This is a genomic window from Amycolatopsis sp. cg5, assembly GCF_041346955.1.
Classification (GTDB): domain Bacteria; phylum Actinomycetota; class Actinomycetes; order Mycobacteriales; family Pseudonocardiaceae; genus Amycolatopsis.
The window spans coordinates 5,575,315-5,596,542 of sequence record NZ_CP166849.1; the positions used below are offsets into that span (position 1 = coordinate 5,575,315).

Below are 21,228 nucleotides of genomic sequence, written 5' to 3' on the forward strand. Positions count from 1 at the left end.
AGTGGTTCGTCAGGCCAGCGGCCGTGGGACGAAGGAGAAGGCGGCCGAGGGCACGGGCACACCGGAACTGCGCAGCTGCTGAGCTCGGGTGACCACGGCCGCCCCCTCCATCAGGTTCAAGCCGATCTGTGCCACCGTGCGGTTTTCCGCGTGGCTCAGGAAACTGTCACCGATCCAGCGGTTGAAGGCGCCGATGACCGGCCCGCACCAGATCTGGAAGTCGGTCCGTCGCGCGGGTGTGCCGTCGATGGCCCACTGGCTGGAACGTCCCAGATACGACCGGAAGACCAGAGCCATCAGGTGCCGGGGATCGCGTTCGGCGCGAGCCACCTGGCCGGGGTCACGGTGCAGCCAGTAGGCTCGGGTGGCGGTCCACGCGGACTGGAACGACTCGCCCAGTACGGTCCGTTCCAGCACCTGACGCCGTTGCGCGGGGATGCTCTCGAACGAGTCGAAAGATTGGTACAGCTCGTAAAGCTGCGCGGCCCGGCCCGCGAACATCGTTCCCCGGCGCAGCACCTGGAGCTTGATTCCAAGCTCGAACATGTCCGATGCGGGCGCCATGCACACGTCCATGAGATCGGCCTGTGCGAGCAGTTCCTTGGCCGCGCCGGACAGTTCCGCCTCTACCGCGGTCTGGTTGATCGTGCCGGTCACCACGTAAGCCGCACCGGTCGCGAACGCGCCGGCCACCGCTGCGGGCGTCCCGATCCCCCCGGCAGCGCCGACACGCACGGCTGGGACCCGCAGTCGGCTCGACATGGTGTCACGCGAGGCCAGCAGCGAAGGCAGCAACACGCTCAGCGGCCGGTTATCCGTGTGACCACCGCTGTCGGCCTCCGCGGTCACGTCCTGCGCCACCGGGATCTTCCGCGCCAGCAACGCCTCGGTGGCCGAAAGGAGGCGGCGGGTGACCAGGTGCTCGAGAATCTGCGGCGGGGCCGGTGCCATGAACTGCTCGGCGATCTCGGGACGCGAGACCTTCGCGATCAGCTTCGTACGCCGGACGATGCGGCCTTGCCTGTCCACGGTCAGCCCTGCGGCAGAGCACCTGACCACGGCGGGTGTGAGTTCCATGAACGCGGAGGCGGAGACGATGGGTGTGCCCGCAGCGATCAGGAGGTCCGCGACGCGGTCCTCGAGTTCCGGTGCTCCGGGCATGTGGATCAGGTTGACGCCCCAGTTCCGCCTGCCTCGTAAGGACTTGGTCAGCTCGGCGAGTGCGCATTCGATCTCCGCGGGGGCGAGGCCGCCCGCGCCGAAGATGCCGAGCATGCCCGCCTCGGCCATGGCCACCACCATGCGCGTGCCCGCGATGCCATTGGCCATCTCGCCCGCGACGTAGGGGAAGCGAGCGCCGTGCTCGGTGAGGAAGTCACGGTCACCAAGCCACTCCGGGTAGGTGGGAGGCAAGGTGCCGAGCAGCTCCACCTCCGGTGGCAACGGCGCGACACCCGTCGCCAGCCCTATCGATCGCGTACGCCTGTCCCTGACGACCCGGCTGTGCTTCCTGACACTCCTCGTCGCTGCCAGCAGCCCGACTTCGTCGAACGTGACGTCGGTCGCCGGAAGCAGCGGCTCGGCGGTCATCGCGCGCCCCAAAACCGGTCTCCGGAGGGCGCGTGCAGCACCTGATCATCGAGCCAGTCGACGCTCAGGTCGCGGGTGCGGAAGAACCATTCGCCGCCGACCCGCACATAGCTGTCCGTGTAACGAACACAGCGCACGATCATCCGCTGTGCTCCATCCTTATCGTAGAGTTCATGGGCGAGACAGTAGGTTTCCCCGGTCGCGTCGTCCCCGGTTATCGAGACCAGGTGGTTGCCCACGAAATGAGTCGTGGCGTTGAACGGCGCCAGGATCGCGAAGGCTCTTGCCCAGCCGTCGCTGCCGTCGAACACCAGCTTGGTCCGATCGCGGCCTGCCGGGTGCGGCATCACGAGACAGCCGTCCGCGCAGAACAGCTCTGCGAACTGTTCCGGTTGCCGGTTGTCCACCGCGTAGGCGTAGCTGTCGACGAGTGCTCGCAAGGCGAGCCGATCGGCGACCTCCGCCACTCGCGGCCGTACCCCGATCAGATCAAACACGCTGACTGGTCACCTTCTTCCCAGGTCGGAGCCCGGTGACCACCTGTTCGGTGAGCGGGCTGACGATCTCGAGCATCCGGGCGACCGCCCGCGCGCCCAGCGCTCGCAACGGCGGCTCGGCGAAGTGGTCCGTACGATCCTCGACCGTCTTTCTGACCTGCCATCCGGTTTCGGTCAGCGAGCCGTCCGCGGCGAGCAGCCCACGTTCGGCCAGACGGCACTCACCGGCAGCCCACTCATCATCGGTCCAGCCTCTGCGCGCTTGAATGCTGGCTCGTCGTTCGATTCCCGCTGCAACGGCCGTGACCAGCGCCTCGACGCCGTCGAGTCCGGCCTCGGCCAATGCGATCACGTGGCCATCGCCACGGAACTCGCGGAGCGTGGTGATGGCCTGCCACAGCGCCAAATGAGGGTGGAGGGGAACAAGCAGTGCCTGGTTCGCGGCACCGAGCGGTCTGGCAGGCACGGAGATCGCTGCGGCCGCCCCTGCCGCCAGCGCGGCCGCCTCCGCGATCTCCCTGTTACCTGTCGCTCCGGGCAGCAAGGAACGCAGAGCGGCATCCATTCCGGCCAATCGTGCCTGCAGAGCCTGCTCGGGGGTGGCTCTGTCCCACAGGCCTGCCATCGCATCCGCCACCATCGATGGCTTGAAGTGATAGAAGACAGCGCTGACCGCCGCCGGCTCGACCGCCCCCAGCGGCGCCGACCGGCCACCGAAGTAGCCGTCCCAGAGACCGGTCAGGCCCACCGCGTGAAACGCCGCACCACAGTGCGGAGCCAGGTAAGTCAGCGCGTGGAACGGATCGAGCACCTGATGTGCCTTGCGCACCAGCGACCGCTCGATCGACGGCGCGCTCATGACCCCCCCTGCTCGGCGAAGTGAACCAATCCGGATATGCCCCGTTTGTCGATCTCGTTCGCGATGACGAGGCGCTGCACCTCGGAGGTGCCCATCCAGATCCGGTCGACCCGCACATCCCGGTAGACGCGTTCCACGGGGTTGTCCCGTATGTAGCCGCGCCCGCCGAAGATCTGAACCGCCCGGTCGGCGATCCGGCCCGCCGACTCGGTGGCGGAGACCTTCGCCATCGCCACCTTGGCGTTGAGCGTCTTCAAGTCATGCCCGCGATCGATATCCCAGGCCACCTGGTGCACGAAGGTCCGGTTGAGCGCGAGCTCGATCGCGGAATCGGCCAGCATGGCCTGGATGAGCTGGTGCCGGATGATCCGATCGCCGCCCTGCACCCGCTGCCGTGCCCAATCGGAGGCGAGCGTCAACGCCCGCTCGGCTGCGCCCACCGCGTGGGCCGCCACCAGCACCCGCTCCTCGAAGAAGGTGGCCTGACTCAACTGGAGCCCTCCACCGACCGTGCCGAGCACCGCGTCCGCACCGACCTCGACGTCGGTGAACCTGAAATGCGGGTGCGCGAACGCGAACTGGTGTGTGTAGCGCGGGACTTCGACGCATTCGACGCCGGGGAGATTCTTGTCGACCAGGAACATGGTCGGCGCGTTGTCCGGCTGGACCACCGCGAGCAGCACGAAGTAGTCGGCGATATCGCCCAAGGTGACAAACCACTTCTCGCCACTGATCCGGTAGCCGCCACCCGTACGAACCGCGGTGGTCGCGATCTGACGCGGATCAGAGCCTGCCGTGGGCTCGGTCACCGCACGCCCGCCGAACCGGGCACCGCGGATTTCGGGAACGAGGTAGCGCTCACGCTGTTCCGGAGTGCTGGCGAGCAGCAACGCGGCCGTGGGACGCCAGACCGCCGCCCACAGGCCGTTCGTCAGCTTCCCCAGTTCCTCCTCGACGACAACCTGTTCGAGCCAGGAAAGCCCGGCGCCGCCGAGCTCGACCGGTGCATTCATCGAGGCCAGCCCGCTGTCCAGCGCGATCGCCCTGACAGACTGCCTGCTCTCCGGCGACAGGCTTCCGTTCCACTCGCACTCGTCCTCATACGACGAGAGCTGCTTCACCAGCTCCGTGGCACGCTGTCTGAGTTCGGCATGACGCTTCGAGTACGCGAATTCCATCGCTCTCCAATGTGGGACAGTGCGCCACAAGCTCTGCGGCGAACACGGCTTGCGTGACCGGTCTCAGCCCGCACCGGCACCTTTGAGCCCCACCCCGACAAGGAATCTCGACTCGGAGGGAACGTCGAACAAGCCGCTGGAATCGGGCCGCCATGACGGCGCATAGCACAGTCCAGGACTGATCAGATCGAAGTCACCGAAGAACCTGCTGAATTCGGCAGTGGTCCGCAATTGACCGGGGTTTGTCGTTCCTTCGTAAGCGCTGACGAGCCGGCGCAGCGACTCGGCTTCCGCAGGGGACTCCGGCGCCTCGTTGGTCATCGTCGACAGCGCCAGCATGCTTTTCGCTGGCAACCGATCGCGATACCAGCCCATCGCACCGTCGGGATCACGGTCGTCCTTGATGAAGTGCAGGACCGCGAACGCGATCAGGCAGATCGGGGCCTCCATGTCGAGGATTCCCGTCGCGACGACCTGGCTCCACAGCTCCTCCGGCCTCAGCAGGTCGGCGTTCAGGGCCCGGTGACGTGTGGGATCTCCTCCGGAGGCCAGCACCTCTTGGGCGTGCGTGACCGCGGCGACTTCGTTGTCAATGTAAACAACGCGAGCATCCGGCACACGATTCGCAGGCACGTGTCGGTCGAGTACGTCGTGCACATTGCCGATGGCCGGAATGCCAGAACCGATGTCGACGAACTGTCGGAACCCCATGTCGTAAGCAGTCTTGACCACGCGACCCAAAGCTGCGCGATTCTCTTTGACATAATCACCGACACGAGGAATGAAGGACTGAACTTTTCGAACGAAAGCACGATCTATTTCAAGATTGTGCGTACCACCCAGATAGTAGTCATAAACCCGCGCACCACTGACTATTTCAGCTGCCGCCATTTGACTTCCTCACCATGCAGAAACCAGCAATTTCGGCCGACATGGCAGAATTCTGCCCTTGACCACCATCGACATCCGATCACAGGTCCAAATGGCTAAAACGTATATCCGGATAGTACTGACACACAGCTCGATCACAAGGCGCCGTTCCGCCTCCTGGAACAGCGTATTGCGACCAAGCTCCGACCTCTGGTCAGGACGTTGACATCGACCGAATCGCGACAGCAAACTTCCGACCCAGACCCCGACTGAGCCCTGACAGAAGGGAATGCACCTGTGGGAACCTTCGAGGCAGCCACCTCTGTCCGAGACGTCGGGCAAGCACACAATCTCCGCCGATTCGAGGCCGAACTGGATCCACAGTGGAGTATTGCGGACAAACTGCACGGTGGCTACCTGCTCGCCGTCATCGCACGGGCCGCCGCACGGACAGGCGAGCCAAACCAGCCGTACCCGACCGCGCTGAGCGCGTCGTTCTCCCGGCCACCCGAATTCGGTAAGGCGGTCGTCGAGGTTGAGCGGCTGCGAACAGGGAAAAACAGCACCCAGCTACGGGCCCGCCTGAGCCAGCGGGACGAGCCATGCGTCGAAGCGTTGATCACCCAGGGGCAAATGACCAGGTCGAGCGCGTGGTGGAGCGGGTCGTCCCCAGTCAACCTGCCCGCCGAGGAGGACTGCGTCCGAATGTCAGTGGACGGCGGACGCGGCTATCCGGAACGGCTGATGACGGTCGTGGAGACTCGCATCGCCCCAGCTTCACTGACCTTTCCAACCGGGTTCGGCACCTTCTCCACCTGGCAGCGGCTCGCCGACGGCTCCCCATGGGATCCGTTCAGCCTGCTGGTCGCGCTCGACCCCGCGCCGCCGGCCTCCTTCGACCTCGGCCTGCCCGGCTGGGCTCCGACCCTCCAACTGAGCGCCTATCTGCGCAGGCTTCCCGCCACCGGCCCCCTCCGGGTGAGTTTGCAGGCAACCGACGCCGGGGCGGACCGGATGGTCGAGATCGCCACAGCATGGGACACGGAAGGCCAACTCGTCGGACAGGCCACCCAGTTCGCGGGTGTGCGCATCCCGTGCGACGACCAGGAGAAGAACGGCCCATCCAGGGCGAGTTCCAGGGCCTGGAACAGCGAGATGTAGCCCAGACGGGGCAGTGGTATACATCGTGATACCAGAGCTCAGACCGGACACGGACACCGCCCTCCTCCCGCGAGCGGCGCCCGTGCACAACCTCGAAATATCTCTACCCAGAGACAATGAATCAATTCGCCAGCACATTGAGCAAATTCTCAATGAGCGCCCATTCCTCCGCCGGCCATGCCGACGTCATTTCCGGAAGGCAAGTGAGCGATGACAAATTCCACATCTGCGATCGAACCCGTTGCCACACGAGACTCGTCGGCGATCGTGACGGAATTCTTCGAGGCTCTCGGCAGGTACGACTTCGCCGCCGCGGCTGAACTGGTCGACGAGAATGCCGTTTACACGAACGTCCCAATGCCCCCGGCCATTGTCGGGCGAGACGCGATCAAACAAACCTGCGAAGGTCTATTCACACTCGCTCACGGCCTGAAAATGATCATCCGGGACCAGATCCAGGACGGCGAGATCGTGATGAACCGCCGCTCCGACACCTGGACATGGAACAGGACAGGAATCGTCATCAATCTCGAGATCATGGGCTACTTCGTTGTCAAGAACGGTCTCATCACGGTGTGGACCGACTACTACGACGAAGAAACGACTCAGACGGCCAAGCACCTCAAGCTCGAGGGCTTGGCATAAGGTCCTGACACCTCAACGCCGGATCCGGGACTCGGAGCCCGCAGCTGTCGTCTGTGCCAGACGACCTACCCGGAGGCTACTGGTCAATGACTGATCGGGAGGCGCCTGACGCCATGGACAGCACGCTGCAAACCCGCGAAACGCTCAGACTCGACCCTCCACACGGGCATCCGATCCTGAAGCTGCCGTCTCAGATCTCTCCCCACGTCGGCGTACTCGAACGGTACATCCTGGAGTGGGGAGAGCGATTCGATCTGCTGGACAACGACCAGTCGCGCACCAGGCTGGCTCGCACGCACCTCGGCGACCTGATGGCGCGCAGCTACCCGGATATCCCCGAGGAAAGCCTTGAGGCCGCAGCCGGCTGGTTCACCTGGGCCTTCGTGATCGATGACTGCTATGACAAACCCGCTTGGGAGTACGACGAATCCGCGACGAGGATGCTGGGCCTGCTGAACGTGGACGGCCCGCCGTCCAAGGCTTCGACTCGGCTGGACGCATTGCTCGCCGAACTCTGGAAGCAAATGTCCGCTGGCCAGAGCACACACTGGAAGATGCGATTCATTCAGCACACGATTCACTTCCTGAGCTGTTTCAAGTATGAAGCGATCAACCGTCAGTCCGGGCACACACCGAACCTGCTCGGCTATGCACAACTGCGTCCGTCGTCGAGCGGCACGCTGCTTGCCATCGATCTGCTCGAATTGGGGCGGGGTCGGGAAGTCCTGCCGCTGTTGCATGAGTCCACCCCGCTACGCACCATGCGCGACCGCGCGGTCGACGTGGTGTGCTGGGTCAACGACGTGTTCTCCCTGAGTAAGGAGCTGGCCGTCGGCGAGACGACCAATGGAGTGCTGGTGCTCGCACGGGAACGGGACATGGGCTTGCAAGACGCCATCGATGCCGTCTACGTCGATGTGGCGCGCTGGGTGAACGAATTCACCGACGCCCGCGCCGAGCTGAAAGACCTGCTGGCCACCTGGCGTGGGATCAGCGGCGCCGAAAAGAACGCGATCAGTCTGTACGCGAACGGCCTGCGGGCATGGATGCGGGGCAATCTCGACTGGTCCTACGGTTCAGACCGGTACATGGTTCCGGATCAGATCAGGCTCACCAACGACATCTCGCTGGTGACGGGGAGCTGACCTCACGCTCGCCGACACGGCACCGAACAAAGCGGCCACTCGACCAAGGCAGGGATACTCCAGTGAATCGCAAAGAAGATCGTGAATCACGACGTGGCGGCCATGCGCTGGTCATCGGCGCCGGCATAGCTGGCCTGCTGACCGCGCGGGTACTGGCCGACCACTATCGCACGGTGACGATCGTGGAACGCGACGGCGAGGGGACGACCCGCGCGTTCCGCAGCGGTGTTCCGCAGGCGCGCCACCCCCACCTGGCGCTCGGCCGCAGCAGGCAGATCATCGAGGAGCTCTTCCCCGACATCCACGCGGAACTGGGCGAATACAACTCGCCCGTATTCGACTTCGGCCTGCACACCCGGATCGTGTTCGCCGACGGCATCGCGCCAAGAGCGAAAAGCGGGATTCCGTCGCAGGGGTTGAGTAGGCCCTTGCTGGACGCCGCGCTGCAGGCGAAGGTTCTGGCTCTGCCCAACGTCGGCTACCAAGCAGGCTGCCGCGTAGTGGGCTTGCTCTATGACAAGCCGACGCGAACGGTGACCGGGGTCAAGATCCTCGAACGAACGCAGAAGAGCGACGGCGTCACCGCGGAGGTCCGCGCGGAGCTGGTGGTCGACGCGAGTGGCCGGTCCAGCCATCTCCCGGACTGGCTGAAGAACGCCGGATTGCCCGAGACCAAGGTTTCGACGGTGAATCCCCGGCTCGGCTACGCCACCCGGCTCTTCGACGTGCCGAAGGACGTCGACTTCGATTGGAAGGTACTGGGGCACATGACCGCGGCGCCGCATGTTTCACGCGGCTGCCTCGGTTTGCGCATCGAGGACGACCAGGTCCTGATCGCCATGCAGGGCACGGGAGGCGACTACCCACAGGGAGATGAGGCCGGCTACCGCGAGTTCGCCGCCTCACTCCAGGACGGCATCGGGAATCTCATCTCCAGGCTCACTCCTCGTTCACCGGTCTACGTCTACCGCGACACGGTGAACACCCGCCGTGCCTATCATCGGCTGCCGTGGCCGAAGGGCCTGGTCGCCATCGGCGACACGGTTTGCTCCTTCAACCCGCTCTACGGTCAAGGGATCACCGTGGCGGCGGAAGGAGCGCTGGTTTTGCGTCAACTGCTCACCAAGGCCAAGGGAAACCCCACGGACTCGCTCCGTGGTTTCCAGCGCCGCCTTGCCCGGATGACCATGCTGCCGTGGATGATGTCGACCGCATCGGACCGAGGTTGGCAAGAGGGCGGGGAATCGTCATGGGGACTCCGGATGCAGCAAAAGGTGATGGACGCCTGGATCCGCACGATCCCCGGCGACGAAGAGATGTACCTCTGCTTCATCAAGATCATGCACATGGTGGCCAAACCGACCGTCTTGATGCGTCCTCGTCTCATCGCGCGGATCGCCCGCGCGGCGATGAGCCCGCCCAAGCAGTCGTCGCTGCCAACCCCAAGCGCTCATCCCCAGCATGCCAAGTAGCCGCCGAGTTCGAGCCGTGGCCGGAAACTCACCAAAACGGGCAAATGAGAACGTATCTCCCGAGCCTCGAACTCTATGTACATAACACGGGCCAGTGAACATCCTGTGTCACGGTTGCATCGACCTTCCTGGAGGAAAAATGCGACGCACATTCGCCTTGCTCATCGCCGCGCTGGCAACGCTTCCCCTCGTCTCCGCCTGTAACACCGCAGTGGCGTCGACCTCGGCGGCGGCCGCGTCGAGCGGCTGCGGCAAAACCGCCCCGTACAAGGTGGGCGCTTCGACCAACGTCACGCTGAGCTCCGGTGGAAGAAACCGCAAGTTCAGGGTCCACCTGCCCACGGCGTACTCGAAGGATCAGCCGTTGTCGCTCGCCTTGTCGTTCCATGGCCACGGCTCGACCATGGAATTCCAAGAGCAGCTGACCGGCTTCTCCAAACTGAAAACGATCGCGGTCTACCCGCAGGGCGAGACCGGAACCGACGGCAGATCCGCTTGGCAAGGCGCCCCTTACTCGGCCAAAGCCGACGACGTCCAGTTCACCAAGGACCTGCTCACCACACTCGAAAAGGCGCTGTGCGTCGACACGCACCGTATCTACGCGTCGGGTAAGTCGAACGGCGGCGGTTTCACCGGCCTGCTGGCCTGCCGCCTCGCCGATCGAATCGCCGCTTTCGCACCGGTCGCCGGCGCCTTCTACTCGGAAGCGGGCGCCTGCAACCCGACGCGTCACGTGCCCATCAAGGACTTCCACGGCACCGCGGACACCGTCATCCCCTATACCGGTAACCCGGACAAGGGCTTGCCCTCGATTCCGTCCTGGCTGGCGGCGTGGGCCGTACGTGACGGGTGCGACGGTTCGACGAGCCGCGTCGAAGGTCGCGTCACCTACCGGCAATGGCAGGGTTGCTCGCTCGAACACGTGAAGATCGACGGGTTAGGGCATGATTGGCCGGCCGCGGATCCTGACGCTTCCGCGTTGATCTGGCAGTTCTTCACCGCCCATCCTTTGCCGTGACCAGTATCGATCCGGCAACACCAGGTGAGTGACCGGACCCGCGACAAGGGACACTCGTCGGCTGTGGCCCGATCCACCAGGATCGGGCCACAGCCGAAGAAGTCAGATGACACCGGCGCGGAGGGCGTAGGCGACCGCCTGGGAACGCGAGTTGAAATGCAGCCGGGCCATCAGACCGTACAACACGTTCTTCACGGTTCCTTCGGAATAGGTGAGCCGGGCACCGATCTCCTCGGTGGAGTATCCCTCGGCGACCAGCTGCAGGACGTCCCGCTCACGCTCTTCGATACCGGCAAGCGTCAGGCCTGCGGGAATGAGCACCTGAGCCTGCAGCTGACCTATCTGTTCAAGCAAGCTTCCTTGAAGCCGAGGCGACATCACGGCCGCCCCGCAACTCACCGCCAGAACGACGGAAGCCAGCATGTCTTCCTTGACCTCGGTCCGGAACAGCAGAGCCGTCACCCCGCATTCGATGGCCAGAAGCAGGTCTTCCGAACGGAACCGATCGGCTATGACAACCGCACGGGACCGACGCTTTCCGGCCCCGCCTTGGAATCGCCGCAGCGACGCGAACGTAGTGCTCCTGGCCACGCCGTCCACGGCCACCACAACGATGTCCGGACGAACGTTCAGACTGTTCGGCACGACCCTGAGCCGCTCGTCCGAGCTCAACATGGCGGTCACGCCCTTGTCGGTGAGCTCATCGTTCGTGTGTACCAGCACCTTCACAACGTCCACGCGGCCCACTCCCCTCGAGCATCCGAGTGAGCAAGCTTGGTGGCGACTACTTCAAAACGCCTACATTACTGTGCGCTACCAGGGCTCGGCGGCGACCACCACTGCTCTCGAAACGCTCTAGATCACTCCGGCACGCATGGCGAACGCGATCGCATGTGGCCGGTTGCGCAAGTTCAACCGGCTGGTCATCCCGTAGATGGTGTTCTTGACGGTCCGCTCCGAGTAGCACAGCTTGTCGGCGATCTCGGCGGTGTCGTCCCCGTCAGCCATCAGCCTCAGCACGTCCACCTCACGTGGAGTCAGACCGGCCGTGCCGAGCCCGCGTGGCAGCAGAATCTCCTGTTGCAGCCGCCGCACGCCATCGATGAGTTGACCGAGCATGTCGGGAGGGAAGCTCCCTTTGCCGGGGCCAACTGCCACAATCGTTTCGACCAGGCGGTCGAACGACGTCTGAGCGCGCGGGAGAACGGCCACGACCCGACACTCGACCGCGGTCAAGATGTCTTGTTCTCTCAACTCTCCGACCAATAGCACCTTCGAGACGCCGTCCTTGGTGCCGTCGCTCCGCAAATCGGCGACCGCCTTGGAGGTCATCCGATCGATCTGGATGACCAACACGTCCCGCACCGTCAGTTCACTCCGGTCGACCACCATCAACTCTCGGCGAGTCCGCAGGATGCTCAGGAGCCCGGCCCCCGTGAACGGGTCGGACGCCTGCACCGCTACGCATACCGGTTTCACCATTTTCCCTCCCGCTCTATATTCTTGCTGGCACAGCCTGTACCAACAGACTTCACGATCTCTCAACCCTGTGAATGTCGACTGACCGCTCGCTGGTCAATGTCTGAAGGTCTCAGATTCTCTGGCTGGACAAGCCCTTTCCGGCGTTGCGAGTCTGGCTCGAGACCATGAACGCCTCGTGCCTTCTCCCACCACGGTCACTGAGGAGAGTTAATGCTCGGCGAAATCGCCTGCGAGCAGGCGGTCAAACCACTGTGCCGACTCGAGACCCGCGCGGGCAACGCGTGCAAGGCCGTCCGCCGGTACTCGGCACCGCTGGACATGTACGCACCTTCTTGCCGCCAGCACATGGAAAAACGAGTACGCGAGGCGTTCGACAAGGACCCGTTGTGGTCTCACATTGGGCAAATCCTGTGGCTGCTCCAGCGTGCGGACCAGATGGACCGCCCGATGATGCGGACGATCGAAGTCGCGAACGCACTGCGCATCCACGAGAACCGCGCGTGCGAGATCCTCAACGATCTGGCCTGCATCGGCCGAGTCATCTGGATCAAGAAAGGCAGGCGAACGGCCTGGGCGATCCCCGGAGCGAAGATCTCCTTGTCGCGGCGAGCCGGCTACACCATAGACCGTCGCCTTCCCTGGCGATGACCTCAGGCGGTTTAGCCTGCCATGAAACAGGAGACACCTACTGGCTCCGGGTTTTCACCCGCCGATGAAGTAGCTCAGTGAAACACTGGCGCGCTTTGCGCGCCCTTTCAGGCCGCCACGACGTGCCGGATCCCGAATGAGGACCAGGCGCCCCTCGAGTATCACCGCGCCGCGAGAAACTCGCCAAGGCTCGTGGCCGGACGTCCGGTCAGCGCCTTGATGGTGCCTGTGGTGCTAGCCGTATGCCCGGCACGGGCCGCCGCGAGCAACACGAGGACGAACTCGGCGACGCCGGACGGGACACCGAGGACCGCACGGCACCAAGCGAGGAACTCCTCGTCGGACACGTCGCGATAGCGCACCGGGCTTCCATGATCACTCAGCACCTGGGCGAGCCGCGGCCCATCGAGCGCCTCCGGACCTGTGATGTCATGGACCCGCCCTCGGTGTTCACCCGGTTCCCTCAGCACGGCAGCGGCGACCGCCGCGACATTTCCAGGATCGACGAAGGCGATTCTGCCGCTTCCCAGTGGCAAGGCGAGATCACCCGAGGCGGTGAGCGGTGCGAACACACCGGTGGTAAGACTGCTGGCGTACCACTGGGAACGCAGATGGGTCCAGTGGCAGCCGCTCTGTTCCACCGCTCGTTCGACAAGACTGAGCGAGAAGTCCTTGTCGAGCCCGGCGATCGGCGCCGAGTTGACGACGATGTGCTCCACCCCGGCGTCGGCGGCGGCGTCGATGAAGGGCAGCAACCGGCTGCCCGCGTCCGGATCGGCCGGCGGGCAGATGAGGTAGATCGTCGAGACACCCCGCAGCGCGGCCGGAAAGGTGGACGGATCGTCGTAGTCGAGACGGACCCCCGGCATGCTGGACGGCAAGGCTTGCACGCGACGCCCGGCCGACACGATCGGCACCCGGCCCTCCAGCAACCGCGCCGTGGCACCGCCGACAGTGCCCGACGCACCGGTCACCAGCACGCTCATCGTCTGTCTTCCCTACGTCGCATGTCGTCCACAGCCGACACCCAGGCATCGACCAGCTTGTCGGCTTCGGATTGGGCCAGCACGGTCAACGTCGTGTCGGCCAGGTAGGTGACCAGCAGCGCGAACCAACGATGCCCCGGCGGGAGCCATGGAATGGCGGAGATGCCGAGCACTTCCTTCCCCAGTAACGTGATTCGCTCGTCCACCCGCAGGTTCGACACGGTAGCCGTCATCGTCGCCGGGTTGGTGATCCGGCGCAGCATCCAGCCCGCCAAACGATCGTTCCGGCCGTTCGACAGCAAACGCCAAGCCTGGCGTTCACGGGCCACCCGCCGCCGTCGCGAGTCTCGCCGCACGGCCCGGTCACTGGTCAACGCCACCCGGGTGAGCGCGATCCGGTTGACGAACTCGCTGTCCGCGCCGTCGCGAATGCTCAACGGCATGAGCACTTCACGGGGGCCGCCAGCCCGGCGCAGCGCCGACAACAACACCTGGTTGACTGTGATCTTGCGCGCGTCGGCGACCTCCCGCAGGATACTGACCGGAATGACGCGTTCCGCGAACTCGCGCTTCGTTTCGTCGGGAGTTCCGGCTGTCGGCTGCCCTGTCCGCAAGGTACGCAACACTCCAGGAACAAGTGAGCCGGGTGTCCACCAGCCCGGCGGACGCGAGGGCGCGGAGGATCCGGTTCTCCCCTCGCCGAGCAGTGAGACGACGGTACGCAGCGCGGCTTGCGCGTCCTGCCGAGCGTGATGCACCAGGTAATGTAGCCGCCAGTCGGATTCAGCAGGCTCCACCAGCAGCATCCACGGCGGCCGTCCCGGCAGAGCTGCGAAGCTCCGCACGGCTGCCGGTCCTGAGCCGCCGAGCTCCCGCACATGCTCCGCCGGGTCGAAGTCCGCAGCTCGTTCCCACCGAGCGCCCTCAGCCCAGACGAGCCGCTCGGCCAGCGGGGATGACGCACCCACCCGTTCAGCCACCCTGGCTCGCAATTCGGCGACCGACGGTGGCGGACCGGCAATCCGGAAGGTGAGCCCGAAATGAAGATCGGCGGGATCGGCGACGATCTGGCCGAGTCCGGCGAACGCCGTTGCCAACAGGTCGGCCTGCGTCGCGTGAGAACCGGCGGACATCCACACCACCTCAATCGAAAAGGAGATCGCACTATATTCCGTCGCTCACCGAGCACGCCAACGACGGTTCCACACCACGGAACAAATTTAGTCAATCGGCACCATTTAACGAGAAACTCTGCCCGTATCGTGCAACTCTCACGCGTAAGGTTGTGATCAGAACGATCACAACCTAGGATTTCACCACGCAAAACTCCCGCCTGCATACGCCGAGGAACCCCCGCCGATGCGATCATTGACATCTTTTCAGATATCCGGCCGACTAACTATGGATTTACTCGAAAAATCGCATAAGAAAATCGAAATTCAATTGCCGGACGACGCCCGCGCAAAAATGCGAGATTGCCGCTCCTTTGTGGACGAGTGTATCGGCAATGACCGTGCTGTTTACGGTGCCACCACCGGTTTCGGTCCGCTGGTCGGATTCGCAGGCCGCGACGAGGCCGCCGACCAGTGCGACAACGCGCTGCAGCACCTCACCGCCGGCCAAGGCCCCGATCTGCCACTGCCGGTTGTGCGAGCAGCCGTGCTGGCCAGGACGTGGTCGCTGGCCAGGGGGCACGGCGGCGTCGCACCTGAGGTGATCGACAGGCTTTGCGAGATGTTGGCCACCTCGTTCACCCCCGCGGTGCCGACACTCGGCTCAGTGGGAGCCAGCGGAGATCTTATCCCGCTCGCCTACATCGCGCAGAGCCTGCGCGGCCGGGGGCACGCTTATGTCGACGGCATGCGGATGTCAGCCGAACAGGCACTGGCCACAGCGGGCCTCACCCCACTACAGCTGGACGGGCGCGACGCGCTCGGCCTGGTCAACGGGACCTCACTGACCGCGGCGGCCGCGGGCCTCGCCTGGTCTTCGGTCCGGCGTTCGCACGCGGGCATCGTGGCCACCACCGCGCTGCTGGCCGACCTGTTGGGCTGCACACCCGCGTTCCTCGAACCCGCGTTGCTGACCGCGTACGGGCACCCCGAGGCTGCCGCCGTCGGCGCCCGGATCTCGGCTCGGCTCGCCGGTGTGTCCCCGAGCGGCGACCGGCCGCTGCAGGAGCCTTACAGCATCAGGTGTACGCCGCAGTTGCTCGGCGCCGCCGAGTCGGCGCTCGGCTATGTCGGCACGGTGGTGACCAACGACCTCAACGGGATCAGTGACAACCCGCTGTTCTTCCCCGAGGATGGCTTGGTCGCACACGGTGGCAACTTCTTCGGCCAGCCCTGTGCGTTCGTGGCCGACCTGCTGACCGTGGTGACGGCGCAACTGGGCAACTTGCTGGAACGCCAGCTGGACTTGCTGGTCGACCCGGCCCGCAACACCGGTCTCCCGCCGATGCTCTCCACCGCGCCCGGCAGGCAACACGCCGTGCAGGGCGTACAGCTGGCATCGACGGCCATCGTCGCTTCGATGCGGCGTGCGGCAACTCCAGCCAGCGCCCAGAGCCTGCCAACCAACCTGCACAACCAGGACGTGGTGCCATTCGGCACGCAGGCCGCGCTCACCGCTTTGGAATCGGCGGCATCGTTGAAACTGTTGCTCGGTTCGCTGGCTCTCGCGCTGCGACAGGCCGTGCACGTCGGCGCCAGGCGCCCGACGGCCGCGCCCTGTGCCGCGCTGTTCGACGAACTCGCCGCCTCGATAGCGCCGATCACCCAGGACCGGCCGCTCGACGTGGACGTGCGCACCGCCGCCGACATCGTCGAACAACACGTGCGAGAGCCGGGGTGACCGCGCACCCGCCGCCGCTCACCCTCCCAGCGCCAGACATGTTTTGGGACCCGGCAGCGGCGGTCATTGATCCAGACATCCCTCCGCGGGTCGCAGCCGATCCGCTGTACAGATGGGTGCTCGGACACCAGATCGCTTTCGGCGTCTGGCGGCTGATTGCCGACAATCTCGCTGAAATCGCCTCCGGCGGCAAACCTGATTTCGACCCGGCCTGGCTGTTCGACCAGTACTCGATCTTGCTGCTCTATACGGGAAGTTTCACCGAGATCGTTTACCGCGAGCGGATCCGTCCATCGATGATGGCGGCGGACCCGGCGTTCAGCGGTCGTTGGGGACGCGACTACCACCGGGTGCTCCGCATGTTGGAAGCGGCCAAGCCGCACGACACCGTGCTGCGCGATGCCTTGCTGCGCAACCGCAGGGTCCATATAGCGGTGGCGCGCAGGCTCGTCCCCGAAGGCGGCTCCCTGCTCCGCGACGCAGGACGCGCGTCCGCTCCCGTGACCGACGCCGAGTTCGACATTTTCGACACCTACTTCGGCGTCCGTCGTGCGCCCTGTGACCGCCGTGGATTCCTGCGATCACTGGCGTCGCGGGCCCAGGCGGCACATGACGATCTCGTCGAAACCCCACCCGCCGCACGACTGCGCGGTCAAGTCGCGGTCGCGCCGGACGGTCTTCACCAGCCGCTGCTCGATCTGGCGGCCACCATCGCCGAAGCCGCAAACAATCCCAAGGAGAACGTATGACTCTCACCGAGGCGAAGAGGATCGTGGTCACCCCCGCCATTGAGTCCTACCTCGAACGACAGGTGGAACCACCTTCCAAGGCACAGCAAAGGCTCATCGAACGCACACACGCACTAGGCGGCGTCGCCGAGATGCAGATTCCGCACGAGCAGGGTGTCCTGCTGACGTTGCTCACCCGGATCGCGAACGCCAGCACGGTGGTCGAGGTCGGCACGTTCACCGGCTACTCCACACTCGCGTTCGCACTCGGCGTCTCGGACGGCGGGGTGGTGCACACCTACGACATCTCCGAGCAGTGGCTGGAGATCGCCACCGAGGCGTGGGAGGAAGCAGGGGTGGGCGACATGATCAAGCAGCACATCGGGCCCGCCGCCACGGAACTCGCGCAGTTGCCGGACGACGAGTTCGTCGACATCGTGTTCCTCGACGCGGACAAGGTCGGCTACATCGGCTACTGGGATCTGCTGGTGCCACGTGTCCGCCCCGGCGGGCTGCTGCTGGCCGACAACGTGCTCTACGCGGGCGAGGCCGCCGATCCCGATCGCCAGGGCAACGCGGCGGCGATCGATTTGTTCAATCACCACGTCCGCGCCGACGAACGAGTGGAATCGGTGCTGCTCCCCATCGCCGACGGCCTGACCATAGCGAGGAAGAAGTGAGAGCGGCCATTCTCCGTGGTCCACTGGACGTCGTGGTCGACCACGTGCCTGACGCAGGTGTACAGGCACCAGACGACGCCGTCGTCCGCGTGGTCGCCGCGGCGATCTGCGGCACCGATCTCCGCGGCTACTGTGGCCAACCGGGGCCGGTGCAAGGTCCGCGGTGCGGGCACGAGTTCGTCGGCGTCGTCGAAGAGATCGGTGCGAACGTACGGAACGTCCGCGTCGGCAACCTCGTGGTCGCGCCGTTCGTCTTCGCCGACGGAACCTGCGCGCCGTGCCGATCCGAGATGTTCGGGGGCTGCCGCAACGGTGGCATGTTCGGTGTGGCCGGCGATGGTGGCCAGGCCGAAGCCGTCCGTGTCCCGTTCGCCGACGCCACACTGGTCACCGTGCCGATGGACGAGCGCGACGAACGGCTTCCGGCTGTGCTCGCGCTGGCCGACGTGATGTCGACCGGGCAGCACGGGATCATCGCGGCGGGCACCGTGCCCGGTTCGACGGTCGCGGTTATCGGTGACGGCGCCGTCGGACTGTGCGCGGTGCTGGCCGCGCGGCGCGCCGGAGCCGCTCAGATCCTGTTCGTCGGCCACCACGCGGCACGAGCGTCCATGGCGACCGGGTTCGGCGCCACCGAGGTGCTCGACGGCAACGACGCACTGACCGAACGGGTGCTCGATCGTACCGGCGGTTTGGGTGTCGATGTCGTGGTGGACTGCGTTGGCGAACAGGATTCGATGTCAACGGCCTTCGTCTTGTGCCGCGACGGCGGCACGGTGAGCATTGTCGGTGGACCGCACGGCGAGCTGAACCTGATGACCAGGTTCCTGCGCAACGTGACCGTCACCGGCGGGTTGGCTCCGGCACGCCGGTATCAACCCGAGCTGCTGGCGGACGTGCTGAGCGGCGCGCTCGACCCGTCGCCGATCTTCGATCTCGAGGTCTCGCTCGCCCAAGTCGACGACGGTTATCAAGCCATGCGAGCGCGGACGGCGGTCAAGGTGCTGGTGCGGCCATGAGCGGTTACCCGGAACCTGGTGAAATCAGTCTGGTCGAAGCGATCTGGGGACCGAACCTGGCGCTAGCCGTCGACGACGACCGCGTCGCGGTGATCGCTGACATCTCGGACGGCGGGCAGGTGTGGACGCGGGGAACGCTCGCGCGCGAGATCCTGCGGCTGGCACACCACTTCCGATCCCGAGGGCTTGGCACAGGCGAAGTCATCGCGCTGATCGCGGAAAACAGCCCTTACTACATCGCGGCTTTTCACGCGGTGCTCGCCGTCGGGGCCGCGGTACTTCCCCTCGATCCCAGAAGCGTGCCCGAGGACTGGCTGACGTCTCTTCGTAATACCGACGCGGCGGCCGCGGTACTGGACCACGCCGCGTGGAAACGGCTCGCGAACACCGGCCAAGACTCGTACGACGTCATCGTGCTCACGGACGACCAGCTGCCAAGCCACCCGAGGGCCCTGCGGGTGGGCGAACTCGTGCTCCCGGCGGTGCCGCCCCCCTTCGCGCCGGGCGACGGTAGCCGGACGGCGGTGCTCTGCCGTTCCTCCGGCACACTCGGCAAGCCGAAAACCGTGGCGATCACCCACCACAACCTGACGGCCAATCTGGCGCAGATCGAGGCTGCACACAGTCTCGACAGCGAAGACGTCGTGCTCGGGATCACCCCGCTCGGCCACATCTACGGCATGCAGATGGTGATGAACCACGCGCTACGCCGCGCGTCGCCTATCGTGCTGGGGCCGACCCGGTACTCCCCCGACCGCACGGCCGAGTCCATTGTCGACCATCGCGTCACCATCGCTTACCTCGTGCCCAGTGCCATCGCCGAGCTCACGACCATCCCACCGCCCCGCCATCATCTTCGCGCCGTCGCGTCGGGCGGGGCGCCTCTGGGAGAGGCGACCGCCGCCGCGTTCGAAGCGAGCTGGCGCACACGGGTGGTGCAGGGCTATGGCATGACCGAGGCGGGCTGCATCAGCTTCATGTCCGATGGGGTCGACTGTCCTCCCGGCACGGTCGGCGTCCCGCTGCCAGGCACCGAGATCCGGCTGATCGACCCGGTTACCGGCGCGGAGGTGGCCGAAGGGACACCAGGCGAACTGTGGATCCGCGGCCCCCAGGTGATCCCCGAGGTGACCGGCTGGCTGAGGACCGGCGACCTCGTCACCCGTACCGATGGCGGTGCGCTCAGAATCGTCGGCAGGCTGAAGAACATCATCAAGTACAAAGGACATCAGGTCGCGCCCGCTGCCTTGGAGGAGATCCTCCGTTCACACCCGCGGGTGAAAGACGCGGTGGTGCTCGGCGAGCCCGATCCGGCCGCGGGAGAGGTGCCGAAGGCCTACGTCGTCGCCGAAGGCCCGGTACCCGACGACGAGCTGATGGCCTACGTCGCCGAGCGCGTCGCACCGCACCAGCGGATCAGGCTGGTCGAGCGACTTGACCGGATGCCACGCAACGCCGCGGGGAAGGTCGACATTCGAGCATTGCGAGGTCTGGGGTGACCCGCCAGTCGGTGCTGGTCACCGGCGGCGGCAAGGGACTCGGCCGGGCGTTCGCGGACGCATTGGCCGATTCCGGCGCCGACGTGCTGATCACCGGCCGGGACGAGGTCGCACTGCGCGAAACCGCTCAGGCCGCGGCCGAACGGGGCGCCCGGATCGATTGGGCGGTGGCCAGCACGCTGTCCGAGCACGCCATGCGCGCGGCGGTGAGCCGGTTCGGCGGCGTGGACGCACTGGTGTGCAACGCCGCGGTGCCGGGGCCGCTGGGCTCCACCTGGCAGGTCGATCACGCGCAGTGGTGGCGCGCCATCGAGGTGGCCGTCCGCGGCACCGAACTCGCGATCCGTGCGACGCTGCCGGGCATGCTCGAGAACAGCCGGGGCCGGATCATCGCCGTGGTCAGCACAGCGGGCAGACGGCGCTGGCCGGACGCCAGCGCCTACTCGACGGCCAAGGCCGGGCAGATCAAGCTGATCGAGAACATCGCGGGCGAACTGCGCGGCACCGGTGTGGTCGCGGTCAACTTCGACCCCGGGCTGGTCGACATCGGGATCACCGCGCGTCACCTCGACCGCGGCGAGGTCGGGGACGAGGGCGCCGACCGGATACTCGGCTGGATCAGCGCCGAACGCGCGGCCGGGCGGTTCACTCCGGTGGACCGAGCGACCGGAGAGCTCGTCCGCCTTGTCACCGGCGCCGCCGACGACCTCAACGGACACTACGTCACCTGTGAAGGCTGACCGGCGGCCTGCCCAAGACCGCGAATGATCATGCCGCCAAGCCGGATGCGGCCTCCGGATTCGCCGAGGCGACTGTCCACGAAGCACTGTTCCACAGTGTCCGCAACGACCCGCCGAGGGCCGGCTGCCCCACTGTGCGGCCCGTGTCGAGGTCCTCG

At 65.6% G+C, this 21,228-nt stretch carries 21 protein-coding genes; 12 read left to right on the top strand and 9 right to left on the bottom strand.

The features are described 5' to 3' along the window. Window positions 1–9: 9 nt before the first annotated feature. From AB5J62_RS24635 to AB5J62_RS24655, 5 genes are all read right to left on the bottom strand, one after another. A complete protein-coding gene (locus AB5J62_RS24635; protein WP_370942303.1) occupies window positions 10–1,590 on the bottom strand; it encodes a PfaD family polyunsaturated fatty acid/polyketide biosynthesis protein in 1,581 nt (526 codons plus the stop codon). Then, a complete protein-coding gene (locus AB5J62_RS24640) occupies window positions 1,587–2,087 on the bottom strand; it encodes a nuclear transport factor 2 family protein (protein WP_370942304.1) in 501 nt (166 codons plus the stop codon). The genes AB5J62_RS24635 and AB5J62_RS24640 overlap by 4 nt, the downstream gene beginning before the upstream one ends. Further along, entirely contained in the window at window positions 2,080–2,946 is an 867-nt protein-coding gene (locus AB5J62_RS24645; protein WP_370942305.1) for a hypothetical protein, read from the bottom strand. Before AB5J62_RS24645 ends, AB5J62_RS24640 begins: the two co-directional genes overlap by 8 nt. Further along, complete coding sequence (locus AB5J62_RS24650; protein WP_370942306.1) at window positions 2,943–4,124, bottom strand: acyl-CoA dehydrogenase family protein; 1,182 nt, start codon at window positions 4,122–4,124, stop codon at window positions 2,943–2,945. The genes AB5J62_RS24645 and AB5J62_RS24650 overlap by 4 nt, the downstream gene beginning before the upstream one ends. Window positions 4,125–4,187: 63 nt before the next feature. Beyond that, window positions 4,188–5,015: an SAM-dependent methyltransferase gene (locus AB5J62_RS24655; RefSeq protein ID WP_370942307.1), complete on the bottom strand. Its 828-nt coding sequence runs from the start codon at window positions 5,013–5,015 to the stop codon at window positions 4,188–4,190. A gap of 276 nt (window positions 5,016–5,291) precedes the next feature. Here AB5J62_RS24655 and AB5J62_RS24660 point away from each other — a divergent pair, with 276 nt between their 5' ends. From AB5J62_RS24660 to AB5J62_RS24680, 5 genes are all read left to right on the top strand, one after another. Next, the gene (locus tag AB5J62_RS24660) at window positions 5,292–6,155 is read left to right on the top strand and encodes a thioesterase family protein (RefSeq protein WP_370942308.1); all 864 of its coding nucleotides are present in this window, start codon (window positions 5,292–5,294) and stop codon (window positions 6,153–6,155) included. Window positions 6,156–6,422: 267 nt separating this feature from the next. Then, window positions 6,423–6,800 carry a nuclear transport factor 2 family protein gene (locus AB5J62_RS24665; protein WP_370942309.1) on the top strand — a complete coding sequence of 126 codons (378 nt, stop codon included), beginning with the start codon at window positions 6,423–6,425 and terminating at the stop codon, window positions 6,798–6,800. A 113-nt stretch (window positions 6,801–6,913) separates the two neighbouring features. Further along, entirely contained in the window at window positions 6,914–7,945 is a 1,032-nt protein-coding gene (locus tag AB5J62_RS24670; protein ID WP_370942310.1) for a hypothetical protein, read from the top strand. A 62-nt stretch (window positions 7,946–8,007) separates the two neighbouring features. After that, on the top strand, window positions 8,008–9,417 hold the full coding sequence (locus tag AB5J62_RS24675; protein ID WP_370942311.1) for an NAD(P)/FAD-dependent oxidoreductase: 1,410 nt from the start codon (window positions 8,008–8,010) through the stop codon (window positions 9,415–9,417). 94 nt (window positions 9,418–9,511) lie between these two features. Then, the gene (locus tag AB5J62_RS24680; protein WP_370942312.1) at window positions 9,512–10,435 is read left to right on the top strand and encodes a PHB depolymerase family esterase; all 924 of its coding nucleotides are present in this window, start codon (window positions 9,512–9,514) and stop codon (window positions 10,433–10,435) included. Window positions 10,436–10,537: 102 nt separating this feature from the next. Here the strand turns inward: AB5J62_RS24680 and AB5J62_RS24685 are convergent, their stop codons facing one another. Together AB5J62_RS24685 and AB5J62_RS24690 are read right to left on the bottom strand one after the other, a co-directional pair. After that, a complete protein-coding gene (locus tag AB5J62_RS24685; RefSeq protein WP_370942313.1) occupies window positions 10,538–11,173 on the bottom strand; it encodes a response regulator transcription factor in 636 nt (211 codons plus the stop codon). A 117-nt stretch (window positions 11,174–11,290) separates the two neighbouring features. Next, window positions 11,291–11,917 (bottom strand): response regulator transcription factor, encoded by a 627-nt coding sequence (locus tag AB5J62_RS24690; protein WP_370942314.1) that lies wholly within the window; start codon window positions 11,915–11,917, stop codon window positions 11,291–11,293. Between the two features lie 210 nt (window positions 11,918–12,127). On the opposite strand from AB5J62_RS24690, the gene AB5J62_RS24695 reads away from it, so the two are divergent. Further along, window positions 12,128–12,565, top strand: a complete 438-nt coding sequence (locus tag AB5J62_RS24695; protein WP_370942315.1) for a hypothetical protein — start codon at window positions 12,128–12,130, stop codon at window positions 12,563–12,565. A gap of 161 nt (window positions 12,566–12,726) precedes the next feature. On the opposite strand, the gene AB5J62_RS24700 is transcribed toward AB5J62_RS24695, so the two are convergent. Further along, the gene (locus tag AB5J62_RS24700; protein ID WP_370942316.1) at window positions 12,727–13,551 is read right to left on the bottom strand and encodes a hypothetical protein; all 825 of its coding nucleotides are present in this window, start codon (window positions 13,549–13,551) and stop codon (window positions 12,727–12,729) included. After that, complete coding sequence (locus AB5J62_RS24705; protein WP_370942317.1) at window positions 13,548–14,684, bottom strand: hypothetical protein; 1,137 nt, start codon at window positions 14,682–14,684, stop codon at window positions 13,548–13,550. Before AB5J62_RS24705 ends, AB5J62_RS24700 begins: the two co-directional genes overlap by 4 nt. A gap of 334 nt (window positions 14,685–15,018) precedes the next feature. On the opposite strand from AB5J62_RS24705, the gene hutH reads away from it, so the two are divergent. Genes hutH through AB5J62_RS24735 form a run of 6 tightly spaced genes read left to right on the top strand, consistent with a single transcriptional unit; the run spans window position 15,019 to window position 21,070 of the window. Then, window positions 15,019–16,404: a histidine ammonia-lyase gene (gene hutH, locus AB5J62_RS24710; protein WP_370942318.1), complete on the top strand. Its 1,386-nt coding sequence runs from the start codon at window positions 15,019–15,021 to the stop codon at window positions 16,402–16,404. Further along, window positions 16,401–17,153 (top strand): hypothetical protein, encoded by a 753-nt coding sequence (locus AB5J62_RS24715; RefSeq protein WP_370942319.1) that lies wholly within the window; start codon window positions 16,401–16,403, stop codon window positions 17,151–17,153. The genes hutH and AB5J62_RS24715 overlap by 4 nt, the downstream gene beginning before the upstream one ends. Then, entirely contained in the window at window positions 17,150–17,812 is a 663-nt protein-coding gene (locus tag AB5J62_RS24720) for an O-methyltransferase (RefSeq protein ID WP_370942320.1), read from the top strand. The genes AB5J62_RS24715 and AB5J62_RS24720 overlap by 4 nt, the downstream gene beginning before the upstream one ends. Next, window positions 17,809–18,831: a zinc-binding dehydrogenase gene (locus AB5J62_RS24725; RefSeq protein WP_370942321.1), complete on the top strand. Its 1,023-nt coding sequence runs from the start codon at window positions 17,809–17,811 to the stop codon at window positions 18,829–18,831. Before AB5J62_RS24720 ends, AB5J62_RS24725 begins: the two co-directional genes overlap by 4 nt. Next, a complete protein-coding gene (locus tag AB5J62_RS24730; protein ID WP_370942322.1) occupies window positions 18,828–20,330 on the top strand; it encodes a class I adenylate-forming enzyme family protein in 1,503 nt (500 codons plus the stop codon). The genes AB5J62_RS24725 and AB5J62_RS24730 overlap by 4 nt, the downstream gene beginning before the upstream one ends. After that, window positions 20,327–21,070, top strand: a complete 744-nt coding sequence (locus AB5J62_RS24735) for an SDR family NAD(P)-dependent oxidoreductase (RefSeq protein WP_370942323.1) — start codon at window positions 20,327–20,329, stop codon at window positions 21,068–21,070. The genes AB5J62_RS24730 and AB5J62_RS24735 overlap by 4 nt, the downstream gene beginning before the upstream one ends. Window positions 21,071–21,228 lie beyond the last annotated feature (158 nt).

What these genes read in the sequence shown, in the direction of transcription:
- AB5J62_RS24635 (WP_370942303.1), bottom strand. Translation starts at nt 1,590, where the DNA reads ATGACCGCCGAGCCGCTGCTTCCGGCGACCGACGTCACGTTCGACGAA.
- AB5J62_RS24645 (WP_370942305.1), bottom strand. Translation starts at nt 2,946, where the DNA reads ATGAGCGCGCCGTCGATCGAGCGGTCGCTGGTGCGCAAGGCACATCAG.
- AB5J62_RS24650 (WP_370942306.1), bottom strand. Translation starts at nt 4,124, where the DNA reads ATGGAATTCGCGTACTCGAAGCGTCATGCCGAACTCAGACAGCGTGCC.
- AB5J62_RS24655 (WP_370942307.1), bottom strand. Translation starts at nt 5,015, where the DNA reads ATGGCGGCAGCTGAAATAGTCAGTGGTGCGCGGGTTTATGACTACTAT.
- AB5J62_RS24670 (WP_370942310.1), top strand. Translation starts at nt 6,914, where the DNA reads ATGGACAGCACGCTGCAAACCCGCGAAACGCTCAGACTCGACCCTCCA.
- AB5J62_RS24690 (WP_370942314.1), bottom strand. Translation starts at nt 11,917, where the DNA reads ATGGTGAAACCGGTATGCGTAGCGGTGCAGGCGTCCGACCCGTTCACG.
- AB5J62_RS24695 (WP_370942315.1), top strand. Translation starts at nt 12,128, where the DNA reads ATGCTCGGCGAAATCGCCTGCGAGCAGGCGGTCAAACCACTGTGCCGA.
- AB5J62_RS24700 (WP_370942316.1), bottom strand. Translation starts at nt 13,551, where the DNA reads ATGAGCGTGCTGGTGACCGGTGCGTCGGGCACTGTCGGCGGTGCCACG.
- AB5J62_RS24705 (WP_370942317.1), bottom strand. Translation starts at nt 14,684, where the DNA reads ATGTCCGCCGGTTCTCACGCGACGCAGGCCGACCTGTTGGCAACGGCG.
- hutH (WP_370942318.1), top strand. Translation starts at nt 15,019, where the DNA reads ATGCGAGATTGCCGCTCCTTTGTGGACGAGTGTATCGGCAATGACCGT.
- AB5J62_RS24720 (WP_370942320.1), top strand. Translation starts at nt 17,150, where the DNA reads ATGACTCTCACCGAGGCGAAGAGGATCGTGGTCACCCCCGCCATTGAG.
- AB5J62_RS24730 (WP_370942322.1), top strand. Translation starts at nt 18,828, where the DNA reads ATGAGCGGTTACCCGGAACCTGGTGAAATCAGTCTGGTCGAAGCGATC.